Annotated in this window: 14 protein-coding genes; 10 read left to right on the top strand and 4 right to left on the bottom strand. The window is 57.5% G+C overall.

Translation table 11 applies throughout. The features are described from left to right. The first annotated feature begins 230 nt into the window (after positions 1-230). The 4 genes from ppiB (at position 231) to purK (ending at position 3,143) form a co-directional block, all read left to right on the top strand. Positions 231-725, top strand: coding sequence for a peptidylprolyl isomerase B (ppiB, locus tag AC6I8K_RS04995; RefSeq protein WP_049850842.1), 495 nt, complete (start codon positions 231-233; stop codon positions 723-725). Continuing rightward, entirely contained in the window at positions 725-1,441 is a 717-nt protein-coding gene (locus tag AC6I8K_RS04990; RefSeq protein WP_497826313.1) for a UDP-2,3-diacylglucosamine diphosphatase, read from the top strand. The genes ppiB and AC6I8K_RS04990 overlap by 1 nt, the downstream gene beginning before the upstream one ends. A gap of 131 nt (positions 1,442-1,572) precedes the next feature. Continuing rightward, positions 1,573-2,082, top strand: a complete 510-nt coding sequence (gene purE / locus AC6I8K_RS04985) for a 5-(carboxyamino)imidazole ribonucleotide mutase (protein ID WP_007890776.1) — start codon at positions 1,573-1,575, stop codon at positions 2,080-2,082. Further along, the gene (gene purK / locus AC6I8K_RS04980; RefSeq protein WP_483816944.1) at positions 2,079-3,143 is read left to right on the top strand and encodes a 5-(carboxyamino)imidazole ribonucleotide synthase; all 1,065 of its coding nucleotides are present in this window, start codon (positions 2,079-2,081) and stop codon (positions 3,141-3,143) included. Before purE ends, purK begins: the two co-directional genes overlap by 4 nt. Before the next feature lie 70 nt (positions 3,144-3,213). On the opposite strand, the gene AC6I8K_RS04975 is transcribed toward purK, so the two are convergent. The 3 genes from AC6I8K_RS04975 to ybbA all read right to left on the bottom strand — a co-directional run bounded on the left by AC6I8K_RS04975 (position 3,214) and on the right by ybbA (position 7,141). Continuing rightward, complete coding sequence (locus AC6I8K_RS04975; protein ID WP_483816943.1) at positions 3,214-3,957, bottom strand: class I SAM-dependent methyltransferase; 744 nt, start codon at positions 3,955-3,957, stop codon at positions 3,214-3,216. Between the two features lie 83 nt (positions 3,958-4,040). Next, positions 4,041-6,458 carry a putative ABC transporter permease subunit YbbP gene (ybbP, locus tag AC6I8K_RS04970; protein WP_497826312.1) on the bottom strand — a complete coding sequence of 806 codons (2,418 nt, stop codon included), beginning with the start codon at positions 6,456-6,458 and terminating at the stop codon, positions 4,041-4,043. Next, positions 6,455-7,141, bottom strand: coding sequence for a putative ABC transporter ATP-binding protein YbbA (ybbA, locus tag AC6I8K_RS04965; RefSeq protein ID WP_497826311.1), 687 nt, complete (start codon positions 7,139-7,141; stop codon positions 6,455-6,457). Before ybbA ends, ybbP begins: the two co-directional genes overlap by 4 nt. Here ybbA and tesA point away from each other — a divergent pair. From tesA to AC6I8K_RS04940, 5 genes are all read left to right on the top strand, one after another. Continuing rightward, the gene (gene tesA / locus AC6I8K_RS04960) at positions 7,109-7,735 is read left to right on the top strand and encodes a multifunctional acyl-CoA thioesterase I/protease I/lysophospholipase L1 (protein WP_497826310.1); all 627 of its coding nucleotides are present in this window, start codon (positions 7,109-7,111) and stop codon (positions 7,733-7,735) included. The genes ybbA and tesA overlap by 33 nt on opposite strands. A 31-nt stretch (positions 7,736-7,766) precedes the next feature. Beyond that, positions 7,767-8,540: an SDR family oxidoreductase gene (locus AC6I8K_RS04955; protein WP_497826309.1), complete on the top strand. Its 774-nt coding sequence runs from the start codon at positions 7,767-7,769 to the stop codon at positions 8,538-8,540. Positions 8,541-8,619: 79 nt separating this feature from the next. Next, a complete protein-coding gene (locus tag AC6I8K_RS04950; protein WP_064740494.1) occupies positions 8,620-9,474 on the top strand; it encodes a co-chaperone YbbN in 855 nt (284 codons plus the stop codon). 63 nt (positions 9,475-9,537) lie between these two features. After that, on the top strand, positions 9,538-10,452 hold the full coding sequence (locus AC6I8K_RS04945; RefSeq protein WP_064740493.1) for an SPFH domain-containing protein: 915 nt from the start codon (positions 9,538-9,540) through the stop codon (positions 10,450-10,452). Next, entirely contained in the window at positions 10,452-10,910 is a 459-nt protein-coding gene (locus tag AC6I8K_RS04940; RefSeq protein ID WP_064741191.1) for an NfeD family protein, read from the top strand. The genes AC6I8K_RS04945 and AC6I8K_RS04940 overlap by 1 nt, the downstream gene beginning before the upstream one ends. Here the strand turns inward: AC6I8K_RS04940 and cueR are convergent. Next, positions 10,886-11,302, bottom strand: coding sequence for a Cu(I)-responsive transcriptional regulator (cueR, locus tag AC6I8K_RS04935; protein WP_064740492.1), 417 nt, complete (start codon positions 11,300-11,302; stop codon positions 10,886-10,888). The genes AC6I8K_RS04940 and cueR overlap by 25 nt on opposite strands. 89 nt (positions 11,303-11,391) lie before the next feature. Between cueR and copA the strand changes: the two genes are divergently transcribed. Beyond that, positions 11,392-13,911 carry a copper-exporting P-type ATPase CopA gene (copA, locus tag AC6I8K_RS04930; RefSeq protein WP_497826308.1) on the top strand — a complete coding sequence of 840 codons (2,520 nt, stop codon included), beginning with the start codon at positions 11,392-11,394 and terminating at the stop codon, positions 13,909-13,911. Positions 13,912-13,973: the final 62 nt, after the last annotated feature.

Raw genomic sequence — 13,973 nt, 5'->3', positions numbered from 1 at the left:
TTTTGTAGGGTCGCCATTCATGGCGACCAAAACTACATTGCCCAACTGCACGGCATCAAGCCGGTTATTGTGCCGTATTTTTCTCAGTTGTGCATCGCTCGGTTGCCAACTGCCGTGCGGTTACTGACGCGTTATTGGAAATTGTGATATAAGAAGCGTCTACAAAAATGCCTCGCCGCCTTGCAGGCGCGGCAATTGATACTGACGACAAACCTGATAGGAAGAAAATAATGGTCACTTTCCAGACGAACCATGGCGATATCGTAATTAAAACCTTCGATGACAAAGCGCCGGCTACCGTGAAGAACTTCCTGGAATACTGTGCGGAAGGTTTTTACGATAACACTATCTTCCATCGCGTAATCAACGGTTTCATGGTTCAGGGCGGTGGTTTTGAGCCGGGCATGAAGCAGAAAGACACCAAAGCCGATATCCGTAACGAAGCCAACAACGGCCTGAAAAACACCAAGGGCACGCTGGCGATGGCGCGTACGCAGGCGCCTCACTCGGCGACTGCGCAGTTCTTCATCAACGTAGCAGACAACGACTTCCTGAACTTCCGTGACGAAAGCCTGCAAGGCTGGGGTTACTGCGTGTTCGCAGAAGTGGTTGAAGGCATGGACGTGGTGGAGAAAATCAAAGCGGTGAAAACCGGCCGTAGCGGCATGCATCAGGACGTTCCGGTTGAAGATGTTGTCATCCAGAAAGTGACTGTTAGCGAGTAATGTCGCGCACGCTGTTTATCGCAGATCTGCATCTGTGCACTGAAGAACCGGCAATTACTGCCGGTTTTCTGCATTTTTTGCAGGGTGAAGCGCGCGCGTGTGATGCGCTTTACATCCTCGGCGATCTGTTTGAAGCCTGGATTGGCGATGACGATCCGAATCCGCTGCATCAGCACATTGCTGCCGCGCTCAAGGCGCTGCCGGTGCCGACATTCTTCATTCACGGTAACCGTGACTTCCTGCTCGGCCAGCGCTTTGCGCGGGCTTCAGGCATGACGCTGCTTCCGGAAGAAAAGGTGCTCGATCTTTACGGCCATCGCGTGTTGATCATGCACGGCGATACCTTGTGCACCGACGATGAAGGCTATCAGCGTTTTCGCGCCAAAGTGCATCAGCGCTGGTTGCAGCGGCTGTTCCTCGCGTTGCCGCTGCGTCTGCGCATGCGCATTGCCGCGCGCATGCGTAATGGCAGCAAGCAGGCCAATCAGCACAAGTCGGTCAGCATCATGGACGTCAATCAGCCAGCGGTGGAAGCCGCGATGACGCGTCAACAGACGCCGATTCTGGTTCACGGCCATACGCATCGTCCCGCCATTCATCACTTTGCGTTGCACGGCAAAAATGCGCAGCGCGCGGTGCTGGGCGCCTGGCATGAAAACGGTTCGATGATTCAGCTCGATGCCAGCGGCGTAAGCCTGATCGAATTTCCCTTCTGACATCCGGGCGTAAATGCCCGTTTTCCGCCTACGCAACCGTTTTCCTTGCTGCCATCTCATGCTATTCTCTGTGCCCTTCTTCGCCTGCCCGCCCGGCCAGGTTCGTTTGCATATTCACAGGAGTTGACCGCATGTCATCCAACGCCACCCCGGCCCGTATCGCCATTGTCATGGGTTCCAAAAGTGACTGGGCTACCATGCAGTTCGCCGAGGAAATTCTTAACAGCCTGGATGTGCCCTTCCACGTTGAAGTGGTCTCAGCTCACCGTACGCCCGACAAACTGTTTAGCTTCGCGGAAACCGCCGCCGACAACGGTTTTCAGGTGATCATCGCCGGTGCCGGCGGTGCTGCCCATTTGCCGGGCATGCTGGCCGCGAAAACGCTGGTGCCGGTGCTGGGCGTGCCGGTGCAAAGCGCGGCGCTGAGCGGCGTCGATAGCCTCTACTCCATCGTGCAAATGCCACGTGGGATTCCAGTTGGTACGCTGGCGATTGGTAAAGCCGGTGCCGCCAACGCCGCCCTGCTGGCGGCGCAGATTCTGGCGATTCACGACAGTGCGCTTTCGGCGCGTATCGCTAACTGGCGTCAAACCCAGACTGACGAAGTGCTGAACAACCCGGATCCGCGGGAGGATGCATGAAGCCGGTTTGCGTATTAGGAAACGGTCAGTTAGGCCGCATGCTGCGCCAGGCGGGTGAACCGCTCGGCATCGCGGTCTATCCGGTGGGTTTGGATGCGGAACCTTCTGCGCTGCCAATCGCCGCAAGCGTGATCACCGCAGAAATTGAGCGCTGGCCGGAAACCGCGTTAACGCGCGAACTGGCGAGCCATCCGGCGTTTGTGAATCGCGATATTTTCCCGCGTCTGGCCGATCGCCTGACGCAAAAACAGCTGCTGGATCAGTTAAACCTCGCCACCGCGCCGTGGCAGTTGCTGGCCGATAAAGCCGAGTGGCCGCAGGTATTCAGCACGCTGGGCGAGCTGGCGATTGTGAAGCGTCGTACCGGCGGCTATGACGGCCGCGGTCAGTGGCGTTTGCGTGCCAATGAAACCGACGCGCTGCCGGACGAGTGCTACGGCGAATGCATCGTTGAGCAAGGTATTAACTTCAGCGGCGAAGTGTCGCTGGTGGGTGCGCGCGGACACGATGGCAGCACGGTGTTTTATCCGCTGACGCACAACCTGCATCAGGACGGCATTCTGCGCACCAGCGTGGCCTTCCCGCAGGCCGATGCCGCGCAACAGCAGCAGGCGGAAGCGATGCTCAGCGCCATCATGCATGAGCTGAATTACGTCGGCGTGATGGCGATGGAGTGTTTCATTACGCCAGAAGGTTTGCTGATCAACGAACTGGCCCCGCGCGTGCACAACAGCGGCCACTGGACGCAGAATGGCGCGTCCATTAGCCAGTTTGAGCTGCATCTGCGTGCGATTTTGGGTCTGGCGCTGCCGCAACCGGTGGTGTTTGCGCCGTCGGTGATGGTGAATTTGATTGGCACCGATGTGAATCTGGCGTGGCTGCAACAGCCGCTGGTGCATCTGCATTGGTACGATAAAGAGGTGCGCGCGGGCCGCAAAGTTGGGCATCTTAATCTGACCGATAGCGATCATGCGCGTTTGGCAGAAGCCCTAAATGCGCTGGTGCCGCTGCTGCCGTCAGAGTATGCGAGTGGGATTGCGTGGGCGGTGGAGAAGTTCTGAGTTATCAGGTCGCCATAAATGGCGACCCTACGGCCCAGATTTTGTAGGGTGCGCATTTATGCGCACTTTGTTACGCCACCATCTTCATCGCCACATGGCTCCAGCGATTGAGATGCGTAATCTGGAAACCATGCGCCTCAAACAGCGCATTGAGCGACGCTTCCGAATAAATCGTGATGTGCCCATTGCGTGGCGCGATATACCAATCATTCATTCCCAAATGGCTCACTTCATCCGTGGTGCCTGTGCTGAAGAAAAACACCCCGCCCTTTTTCAAAAAGCCTGACACTTCCCCCAGCGTTTTATGCGGATCGGGTGTGTGCTCAAGCACTTCAAAGCTGGTGATAAATTCATATGAATTAGCTGCAGGATAGTCGCCGGGCACAAACGGATCCCACGCCACCATATCAATCCCCACCTCCTGCATTAAGCGCGCCAGCGTGCCGGTGCCACCGCCGTAATCCAGCATCTTTTTGCCATGAAATTTTTTAAATAAAGCCAAAATCAAATCACGGTTTTTGCCTGGTCGCTCGAACTCATAATTAGGATCAAACTGAGCATAGCCTTCGTTATACACATGCTGCGCATAATCTTCTGGCGTCCAGTCATCAAACGCGTGGGTATACACCAAACCGCAACGTTGGCACTGGTGGTAATAAATCGGCACGCCGGTTAAAGGGAACACGTAGCGACTGGCATTTTGCGCATAACAGGCGGTATTAAAATCGGTGACGCCATACAGTGTGGCTTCGCCCTGGCAAACTTTACAACAGCCGATTTCAACCACGGATTTGACGACAAGTGGAGATGACATTTTTAGCCTTAAATAAGTCTGGTCTGCTTTTGTGAGTCGACACAGCCAGACCAGAACTTAAATTTAAGACAAAATCGTTCTTCCTATCCGGCACTGAAGCTTCTGAACAGCGCCTTCTGTTTCAATAAGCGAATGCCCAGCCAGCCGCCGCACAGCGACAGCAGCAGCGCTCCCCCGACCGGCAGCGCAATCCACAATGTCCAGTCTGGTTGCCACGGGAAATCGAAGATCTTACGCTGTAAGCCCCACAGCGCCGCTTCTGCCCCCAGAGCCGCGGCAATGCCGGACACCACGCCTAGCAGCGCAAATTCGCACCACAGCGTGCCGCGCAGCAGGCGCTTACTGGCACCCAATGTGCGATAGACCACCAACTCCTGGCGACGCTGACGCATACCAACCTGAATCTGCGCCAGCAACAGCAGCACACCACAGATCGTCACCAGCACCACCATGACTTCCAGCGCCTGACTCACCTGCGTCAGTACCTGGCCGATCTGCCGCATCATGCTGCCGATATCCAACAGGCTCAGCGTTGGGAAGGCGCGATTGAGTTGCGCCAGCAGCGCCGGATTGCTCTCCATGCGGAAGCTGGTCAGCCAGGTTTGTGGCTGTTGATCAAGCGCGCCCGGCGGAAAGATAAAGAAGAAGTTCGGCCGCAGACTTTCCCAATCCACCTTGCGTAAGCTGGTGATTTTGGCGCTGAATTGCTGGGTATCACCGCTGAACGTTAAGCTATCACCGAGCTTCACACCGAGACGATCCGCCAGCTCCACTTCCATAGAGACTTCGCCGGGTTTTGGCGGCCAGCTGCCGGAAATCAACGGATTGTGATCCGGACGCTCTGCCTGCCACGTCAGATTGAGTTCGCGGTTCAGCGCGTTATCCAGCGTCGGATCGGCCTCTTTGCCGTTGAGCTCGGTCAGACGCGCGCGCACTATCGGGTAGAACGTTTCCGGCTTGAGCTGATGCCCGGTCAGGAAATCACTGACTTGCGGCACCTGCTCTTGGGTGATGTTCAACAGGAAATAGTTCGGGCTATCCGGCGGTAATTGCTGTTGCCAGCGATCGAGCAGATCGCCGCGCATTACCAGCAGCAACGCCAGCAGCATGAATGACAGCGAAAATGCCGCCAGCTGGCTGAGCGTCATCGCCGGTTGCCGCAATAGACGGTTGATCGCCAGGCGCAGTGCCAGATTGCGCACCACCAGCTTACGTAACAGCAGCAGCGTGCCCCAGCCCAACAAGGCCAGCAGCAGCGCCAACATCACCACACCCGCCAGCAGCGCCCAGAGCATTTTGCTGCCGCCCATCAGCAGCGCCAGCAGCCCCATCACCACCAGCGCCATCGCGGGCAGATAGAATCGCAGCGGCCAGACGTTCGCTACCGCATCCCGGCGCAATACGCGCAGCGGTTGCGTCGCCATCAGCAGGCGATACGGACGTAAACCCACCAGCAGCGAAATCACAAACATCGCGCCAATCGCCCACAGCCACGGCCAGAAACTCGCCGCAGGCAGCGCACCCGGCAGCACCGGTTTCAGCATCAGCAGCAGAATCACTTCAATCCCCTGCCCTAACGCGCTGCCCACTACCGCCGCCAGCAGCAGCACCGCCAGCCACTGGCCGATGATCAGCCGCTGCAGCGCCTTACGCGTTGCGCCCAGCGTTTTCAGCACCGCCACCAAGTCGTAGCGACTGCGGCAGTAATGGCTCATTGCCACCGCCACCGCGGCAATCGCCAGCATCAGGGTCAGCAAAGCCGAAAGCAGCAAAAATTGCTGCGCACGCTGCATTGAGCGGCCCAGCGCATCTTCCGAATTATCGACGCTGATCCAACGCTGATCGGCTTTCAGCTGCGGCTCGATCCAGCTGTCATAGCGCGCCAGCGGTGCCGGTTCGCCGGAGAATTTATAGCGCCAGCTCAGGCGACTGCCGGGCTGCACCGCGCCGGTTTTCTCTACGTCAGCCAGATTCATCAGCAGACGCGGCGCAGTCTGGAACGGATTGAAGCCACCATCCGGCTCCTGAATCACTTCACCGGCAATGCGCAGCGTGGTATCGCCGACATCCACGCTATCGCCCACTTTCAGATTCAGCAGTGCCAGCAAACGTGGCGCGGCCAACACCGTGCCCGCTTGTGGGCGTAAGCCTGGCGGATTGGTTTGCAGCGTACCGAACATCGGATAGGCATCATCCACGGCTTTTACGTCCGCCAGCTGCGGCGTCTCTTGTGCGAAGGTCATGGTCATAAAGTGCAGTTGGCTGCTGACCGACAGACCTTCATCACGCGCTTTGTTCAGCCACGCGTCTGGCGCAGGCGACGCGGTACGCAGCGTGCGATCGCCGGCCATAAAATCGCGGGTCTGCTGGCTTAAGCCTTTTTCCATGCGATCGCTGATCGATCCCAGCGCCAGCACGCAGGCCACCGCCAGCGTCAGTGCCAGCCAGACAATCAGCAGCGAGGGCGAACGCCACTCGCGCCAGAACCAGCGCCAAATCATGACTCCTCCCACAACTTGCCATTGCGCAGCCGTAAGCGACGATCGCAGCGCGCCGCCAGTTGTTCATCGTGCGTCACCAGAATCAGCGTGGTGGCAAAATCGCGATTGAGGGAGAACAGCAGATCGGCGATACGATCGCCGGTTTTGCGATCGAGATTGCCGGTGGGTTCGTCGGCAAACAGCAGGCCGGGACGGCCGCTAAAGGCACGCGCCAGCGCCACACGCTGCTGCTCGCCGCCGGAGAGTTGCGCAGGCAGATGGTGCAGACGATCTTTCAGGCCTAGCACCGTCAGCAGCTCCACCGCCTGGCCGCGACTTTCGCGATCGCTGTCGCCACGCAACAGCGCCGGCAGCTGCACGTTTTCCAGCGCATTCAACGTCGGCACCAGCATAAAAGATTGAAATACAAAGCCGACTTCGCGCGCGCGCAGCGCCGCACGCTGCTCCTCGTTCATGCTGTGCAGCGGCTGGCCGAGCAGATGCACTTCGCCGCTGCTGCCATCGTCCAGTCCGGCCAGAATGCCCAGCAGCGTAGATTTGCCGGAGCCCGACTCACCAATCAAGGCAATGGTCTCCGCTGGTTTGACAACCAGCTCAACTCCGGTAAGGATGGTCAGCTGATGCTCTCCCTGACCGACGGACTTAGTAAGATGATGAACTACAACAATGTTTTCCGCTGGCATTATCCCTTCCTGTTGTTATTGCTTCTGCTGGTGTCGCGACTCGCCGCCGCCGATACCTTGCTGGTGTTGGGCGACAGCCTGAGCGCCGGGTATCGCATGTCGGCTACGGCGGCGTGGCCAAGTTTGCTGAATAAAGAGTGGCAACAGCAGCCCAAAGTCGTCAACGCCAGCATTAGCGGTGATACCGCAGGGCAAGGGCTGGCGCGTTTACCGAGCCTATTAAAACAGCATCAGCCCCGCTGGGTGTTAATCGAATTGGGCGGTAACGATGGCCTGCGCGGTTTCCCACCGCAGAATATCGCCGAGGATTTGACCAAAGTGATCGACGAAGTGAAAGCCGCTAAGGCGCAGCCGCTGCTGATGCAGATTCGTCTGCCCGCCAATTATGGACGTCGTTATACGGAGGCATTTAGCGCTATCTATCCGCGCCTGGCACAGCAGTACGACATTCCTCTGGTGCCCTTCTTTATGGAGCAGGTCTATCTGAAGCCGGAGTGGATGCAGCAGGATGGAATTCACCCCAATCCGGATGCGCAGCCGTTTATCGCTAACCTGATGGCGACCGAACTGGCTCCGCTAGTAAAGCATGATTAATGCAGGCGTGTGATTTTTAACGGGTAAAGAAATGCAAAAAACGATTCTCATCACCGGCTGCTCCAGCGGCATTGGTTTAGTCGCCGCTAACCATCTTTTGTCACGCGGCTATCGCGTGCTGGCCGCCTGCCGTCGTGCGGATGATGTGGCGCGTATGGAAGCGCTGGGCTTTATTGGCGTGCAGCTGGATCTGGATGATGCTGCCAGCGTCGATGCCGCCGCCGATCGCGTGCTAGAACTGACCAATCATCGCCTGCACGCATTATTTAACAACGGCGGTTTTGGTCAATATGGGCCGCTCAGCAGCGTCTCACGTCAGCAGTTAGAGAAGCAGTTTTCCACCAACCTGTTTGGTACCCATCAACTGACCATGCGCCTGCTGCCCGCACTGCAAGCCAGCGGCAACGGACGCATTGTGAATACCAGCTCGGTGCTGGGCCTGATCTCCACGCCGGGTCGCGGCGCGTATGCCGCCAGCAAATGGGCACTGGAAGCCTGGAGCGATGCGCTGCGTCTCGAAGTGCGCGATTCCGGTGTGCGCGTCAGCCTGATTGAACCGGGCCCCATCAGCTCCCGTTTCACCGATAATGTGCATCAGGGCGAGCAGGATAAACCGGTGCGCAATCCCGGCATCGCCGCGCGCTTTACTCTGCCGCCGGAAGCCATTCTGCCGAAACTGCGCCACGCGTTAGAGAGCAAACATCCGCGCCTGCGTTATCCGGTGACACTGGTAGCCTGGGCGATGAGCCTGCTAAAACGCCTGCTGCCAGGTTGGATACTGGATCGCATTTTGCGCAGCAACTAAGCTGCAACACAGAATCAAACTTGAACCGGGGCAGCTTGCCCCCATATCCTCAACACACTTTCTGACAAGAGACGTATTCATGTCACACGCTTTGATTATCGACATCAACGAATCCAACCTGCAGCAGACCTTAGAACAGTCGATGCAGTTGCCGGTGCTGTTTTATTTCTGGTCCGAACGCAGTCAGCATTGTCAGGAATTGACGCCCGTGCTGGAGCGCCTGACGCAGGAGTATGCCGGTCAGTTTATTTTGGCGAAGCTGGATTGCGATAAAGAGCAGATGGTGGCATCGCAGTTTGGCCTGCGCTCAATTCCGACGGTTTATCTGTTCCAGAACGGTCAGCCGGTTGATGGCTTCCAGGGACCGCAGCCGGAAGAGGCAATCCGCGCCCTGCTGCAAAAGGTCTTGCCGCGTGAAGAAGAAGTAAAAGCGCAGCAAGCTATGCAATTGATGCACGAAGGCAAACCGCTCGATGCGCTGCCGCTCTTGAAAGACGCCTGGCAGCTTAGCAACAAAAACAGCGAAATTGGTTTCCTGCTGGCAGAAGTGCTGATCACCCTGAACCGCAGCGACGAAGCGGAAACCGTGCTGGATGCGGTGCCGTTGCAGGATCAGGACACGCGCTATCAGAGCCTGATTTCACAAATCGATCTGTTAAAGCAGGCCGCTGATACACCCGAAATCCAGCTGTTGCAGGAGCAGTTGGCCAGCGATCCGACCAATGCTGAGTTGGCTGCTAAACTATCGTTACAGCTGCATCAGGTTGGCCGCAACGAAGAAGCACTGGAGTTGTTGTTCAGCTTCCTGAAAAGCGATCTCAGCGTCGGTGACGGCCAGGTGCGTAAAATGTTCCAGGAAATTTTGGCCGCACTCGGCACCGGAGACGCCCTCGCTACCCGCTATCGCCGCCAGCTTTACTCGCTGCTGTACTGATCGGTACTGCACGTTAAACGGGCCGAACGACTCGGCCCGACAATCTGACAGCCTGGAGGTTATATGTTAACGGTAATTCCCGTCCTGATTGTACTCGCACTCGTTACCGTGTGGGCTGGCGTAAAAATTGTTCCACAGGGCTATCAGTGGACCGTAGAGCGCTTTGGCCGCTACACCAAAACCCTGGCGCCCGGCCTCAATCTTCTTGTGCCTTTCATGGATCGTGTTGGTCGCAAAATCAATATGATGGAACAGGTGCTTGATATTCCCTCGCAGGAAATCATTTCCAAAGACAACGCCAACGTCACCATTGATGCGGTGTGCTTTATTCAGGTTGTCGATCCGGCGCGTGCCGCCTATGAAGTCAGCAACCTTGAGCTCTCGATCCTTAATCTGACAATGACCAATATCCGTACCGTGCTCGGTAGCATGGAGCTGGATGAGATGCTGTCGCAGCGCGATAACATCAACACCCGTCTGCTGCACATCGTCGATGAAGCCACTAATCCGTGGGGCGTGAAAATCACCCGTATTGAAATCCGTGACGTGCGTCCGCCGCAGGAACTGATTGCGGCAATGAACGCGCAGATGAAAGCAGAACGTACCAAACGCGCCGATATTCTCGCCGCCGAAGGCGTGCGTCAGGCTGCAATATTGCGTGCCGAAGGTGACAAGCAGTCCCAGATTTTAAAAGCAGAAGGTGAGAGAACCTCCGCCTTCCTGCAGGCCGAAGCGCGCGAACGTCAGGCTGAAGCGGAAGCCACGGCGACGCGCATGGTATCCGAAGCGATAGCCGCCGGTGATATTCAGGCGGTGAACTACTTTGTGGCACAGAAATACACCGATGCGCTGCAAAAAATCGGCGAGGCCAACAACAGCAAAGTGGTGATGATGCCGCTGGATGCCAGCAGCCTGCTCGGTTCGATCGCCGGTATCAGTGAATTGCTGAAGGAGAGCCGTACGGAGCGCAGACCATGATCCTGATGGAGCTGATTGCGCATCCACACTGGTTCTGGCTGACGTTGGGCGGCCTGCTGCTGGCCGCCGAAATGCTCGGTACCAGCGGTTATCTGCTGTGGAGTGGCCTGGCGGCGGTGGCCGTCGCGCTGATTGAGTGGCTCTATCCTATCTCATGGACCAGCCAGGGAATGGTGTTTGCGGTGATGACGCTACTTAGCGCGTTCTTCTGGTATCGCTGGATGCGCTATCGCGAAGCGTCGCAGGAAGCCAATACGCTTAATCAACGCGGTAGCCAGTTAATGGGTATGCAACTGACGCTGGATAACGGGTTGAAAAATGGGCTCGGTCACGTGCGCATCGGCGACAGCAGTTGGCGCGTGCAGGCAGATAGCGATTTACCGGCCGGCACGCCAGTGATTGTGACTGGCGTGGTCGGTATTACGCTGATGATTCAGCCGCGCTTTCCCTCAGCGTGATGGCAGCAGCCTGCCAGGTGATTGATGATCGGGCACTCCGCACTGTCATCGCCAGGACACGCTTCCGCCAGCGCCAGCAAGCGCGCGCGCATCGCATGCAACTCTTCAATGTGCGCGGCAATCTCATCGGCTTTCTGCAAGGTGCGCGCTTTAACATCGGCGCTGTGGCGCGCGGGATCATTGAATAGCGTGACCAGTTCACGACACTCTTCCAGCGTAAACCCCACCTGACGCGCCTGACGTAACAGATTCAGTTCATCAATATGATGCGCCGCGTAATGGCGATAGCCATTGTCACTGCGCGACGGCGGCGTCACCACGCCCTTCTCTTCATAAAAGCGAATCGCTTTGCTGGTGAGTCCGGTTTTTTTTGCCACATCGCTGATGTTCATCTTTCCCCCTTGACCTTCCATTCAGGGGAAGGTTTAGGCTCTATATCTAATGCAAATTTTGCATACAGTCAAAACATGAGGAGTACACCATGTCACACACCCAACTGCTGGCGCTGGACGGGTTGACCTGCGGCCACTGTGTTAAACGCGTAAAAGAAGCGCTGGAGCAGCGTAGCGATGTCGAACAAGCCGAAGTCACGCAGCAAGAAGCGCGTGTCACCGGCGCGGCGAGCGCCAGTGATTTGATTACCACGGTTGAACAAGCCGGATATCACGCGGTGTTGAAAGACGGCGCAGCCAGCCCAAAGCCTGATCCGTTGACAGCTACAGAGCCGCCGCCGGAGGCGCTGACAACGGAGTCGCAACCGGCAACATCTATTGAAGACAGTCTGCCCGTGCATCATTTACTGATTGGCGGCATGAGCTGCGCCAGTTGCGTAAGTCGCGTGGAACAAGCGCTGCAAAAAGTGCCGGGCGTTAGCCAGGCACGCGTCAATCTTGGTGAGCGCAGCGCGCTGATATTGGGTGATGCCACAGCCGAGGCGCTGGTTAGTGCCGTCGATCAGGCCGGCTATTCCGCTGAAGTGATCGATGATGAACAAACCCGGCGCGAACGCCAGCAGGTCAGCGCCCGGCAGGCTATGCGCCGCTTTAGCTGGCAATCGGCGCTGGCATTACTGCTCGGCGTGCCGATGATGATTTGGGGCATGCTCGGCGACAACATGATGCTGAGCGCAGATAACCAAACGCTGTGGCGCACGTTGGGCGTGATCACCTTGCTGGTGATGGCGATAACCGGTGGTCACTTCTATCGCAGCGCGTGGCGCAGTTTGCGTCATGGCACCGCCACTATGGATACGCTGGTGGCGCTGGGAACCGGCGCGGCGTGGCTCTACTCGATGAGCGTCACGCTTTGGCCCGAATACTTTCCGCATCAGGCGCGTCATCTCTATTTCGAAGCCAGCGTAATGATCATTGGCCTGATCAATCTCGGCCACGCGCTGGAACAGCGCGCACGCCAGCGCGCCTCTAAGGCGCTGGAACGATTACTGGATTTAACCCCGGCGCAGGCGCGAGTTATCAGCGATCGGGGTGAAACGCTGCTGCCGCTCAGCCAGGTTGAGCCAGGCATGACGCTTAAACTGGTGACCGGCGATCGCGTGCCAGTAGACGGCGAAGTCGCCAGCGGCGAAGCCTGGCTGGATGAAGCGATGCTAACCGGAGAAGCAGTACCACAAGCCAAACAGCCGGGCGATAACCTCTTTGCCGGTACGCTGGTGCAAGATGGCACGCTGCACTTTGTGGCGCGCGCCACCGGCAGCCACACTACACTGGCACGCATTATCAATCTGGTGCGTCAGGCACAAAGCAGCAAGCCAGATATTGGCCGGCTGGCGGATCGCATCTCCGCCGTGTTTGTGCCGGTGGTGGTGGCGATTGCGCTGCTGAGCGGCCTGATTTGGTATCTATTTGGTCCACAGCCGCAACTGGCGTATACGCTGGTGATTGTTACCACAGTACTGATTATCGCCTGCCCTTGCGCGCTGGGCTTAGCCACACCGATGTCGGTGATTGCGGGCGTTGGGCGCGCAGCCGAGCTGGGCGTGCTGGTGCGTGACGCCGATGCACTTCAACGCGCCAGCGAAATCGATACCATTGTGTTCGATAAAACCGGCACCCTGACACGCGGCACGCCGCAGGTGAGCGATGTGATGCTTTACAGCGACTGGAATCGCGAGCAGGTTCTTAGCGCGGCGGCGCAGATGGAGCAAGGATCCAGCCATCCGCTCGCCACAGCCATTCTTGACGCCGCACCCGCGGTCAATGCCGAAGCGGTTAAGCAATTTCGTACAATACGCGGCAAAGGCATCAGCGCTACAGTTGCCGACAGGCCGTTACTGTTAGGTAATCAGGCGCTACTGGACGAACAGCAGATTGATTACCGCGCCGCGCAGGCCGATATCGAGCGCTTCGCCGCACAAGGCGCAACTCCGGTGCTGCTGGCCAATGAGCATCAGCTGCTGGGATTGATTGCGCTGCGAGACAGCTTGCGCCCTGAGAGCAAAGCGGCGCTGCAGCGTCTGCATCAGCAGGGGTATCGCCTGATTATGCTGACCGGCGATCACCAGAAAACCGCACAGGCAATTGCCGCTGAAGCCGGAATGGATGAAGTGATTGCCGGTGTGCTGCCGGATGGCAAAGCGCAGGCGATTACCCAGTTGCAGCAGCAAGGCCGCAAAGTGATGATGGTGGGTGATGGCATCAATGATGCGCCCGCGCTGGCACAGGCGGATGTTGGTATTGCGATGGGTGGCGGCAGCGATGTGGCAGTGGAAACCGCCGCGATGACGCTGATGCGTAACGATTTGCACTGCGTCGCCGATGCGCTGTCGATATCCAGCGCCACGCTGCGTAATATGCGGCAAAACCTGTTGGGCGCTTTTATTTATAACAGCCTGGGCATTCCGATTGCTGCGGGCGTGCTTTATCCGTTTACCGGCATGCTGCTGAGCCCGATTGTCGCGGGCGCGGCGATGGCGTTGTCATCCATCACCGTGGTGAGCAACGCTAATCGTTTATTGCGCTTTAAGCCCGCGCAACGGCAATAGCCATTACAGCCCTGTTTTTCATTGGATGAAATCGCTAGCATGGTTTTTTGCCTTAAAAAGGA

It is taken from the genome of Pantoea sp. X-Soil-ISGK-421 (genome assembly GCF_059730785.1).
The sequence above is the reverse complement of the archived record's forward strand: the minus strand, read 5'-3'. Positions and strand labels throughout refer to the sequence as shown.

Excerpts from the sequence above, each read along its gene's own strand:
- ppiB (WP_049850842.1), top strand. The coding sequence starts at position 231 with ATGGTCACTTTCCAGACGAACCATGGCGATATCGTAATTAAAACCTTC.
- AC6I8K_RS04990 (WP_497826313.1), top strand. The coding sequence starts at position 725 with ATGTCGCGCACGCTGTTTATCGCAGATCTGCATCTGTGCACTGAAGAA.
- purE (WP_007890776.1), top strand. The coding sequence starts at position 1,573 with ATGTCATCCAACGCCACCCCGGCCCGTATCGCCATTGTCATGGGTTCC.
- purK (WP_483816944.1), top strand. The coding sequence starts at position 2,079 with ATGAAGCCGGTTTGCGTATTAGGAAACGGTCAGTTAGGCCGCATGCTG.
- AC6I8K_RS04975 (WP_483816943.1), bottom strand. The coding sequence starts at position 3,957 with ATGTCATCTCCACTTGTCGTCAAATCCGTGGTTGAAATCGGCTGTTGT.
- ybbP (WP_497826312.1), bottom strand. The coding sequence starts at position 6,458 with ATGATTTGGCGCTGGTTCTGGCGCGAGTGGCGTTCGCCCTCGCTGCTG.
- tesA (WP_497826310.1), top strand. The coding sequence starts at position 7,109 with ATGATGAACTACAACAATGTTTTCCGCTGGCATTATCCCTTCCTGTTG.
- ybbA (WP_497826311.1), bottom strand. The coding sequence starts at position 7,141 with ATGCCAGCGGAAAACATTGTTGTAGTTCATCATCTTACTAAGTCCGTC.
- AC6I8K_RS04955 (WP_497826309.1), top strand. The coding sequence starts at position 7,767 with ATGCAAAAAACGATTCTCATCACCGGCTGCTCCAGCGGCATTGGTTTA.
- AC6I8K_RS04950 (WP_064740494.1), top strand. The coding sequence starts at position 8,620 with ATGTCACACGCTTTGATTATCGACATCAACGAATCCAACCTGCAGCAG.
- AC6I8K_RS04945 (WP_064740493.1), top strand. The coding sequence starts at position 9,538 with ATGTTAACGGTAATTCCCGTCCTGATTGTACTCGCACTCGTTACCGTG.
- cueR (WP_064740492.1), bottom strand. The coding sequence starts at position 11,302 with ATGAACATCAGCGATGTGGCAAAAAAAACCGGACTCACCAGCAAAGCG.
- copA (WP_497826308.1), top strand. The coding sequence starts at position 11,392 with ATGTCACACACCCAACTGCTGGCGCTGGACGGGTTGACCTGCGGCCAC.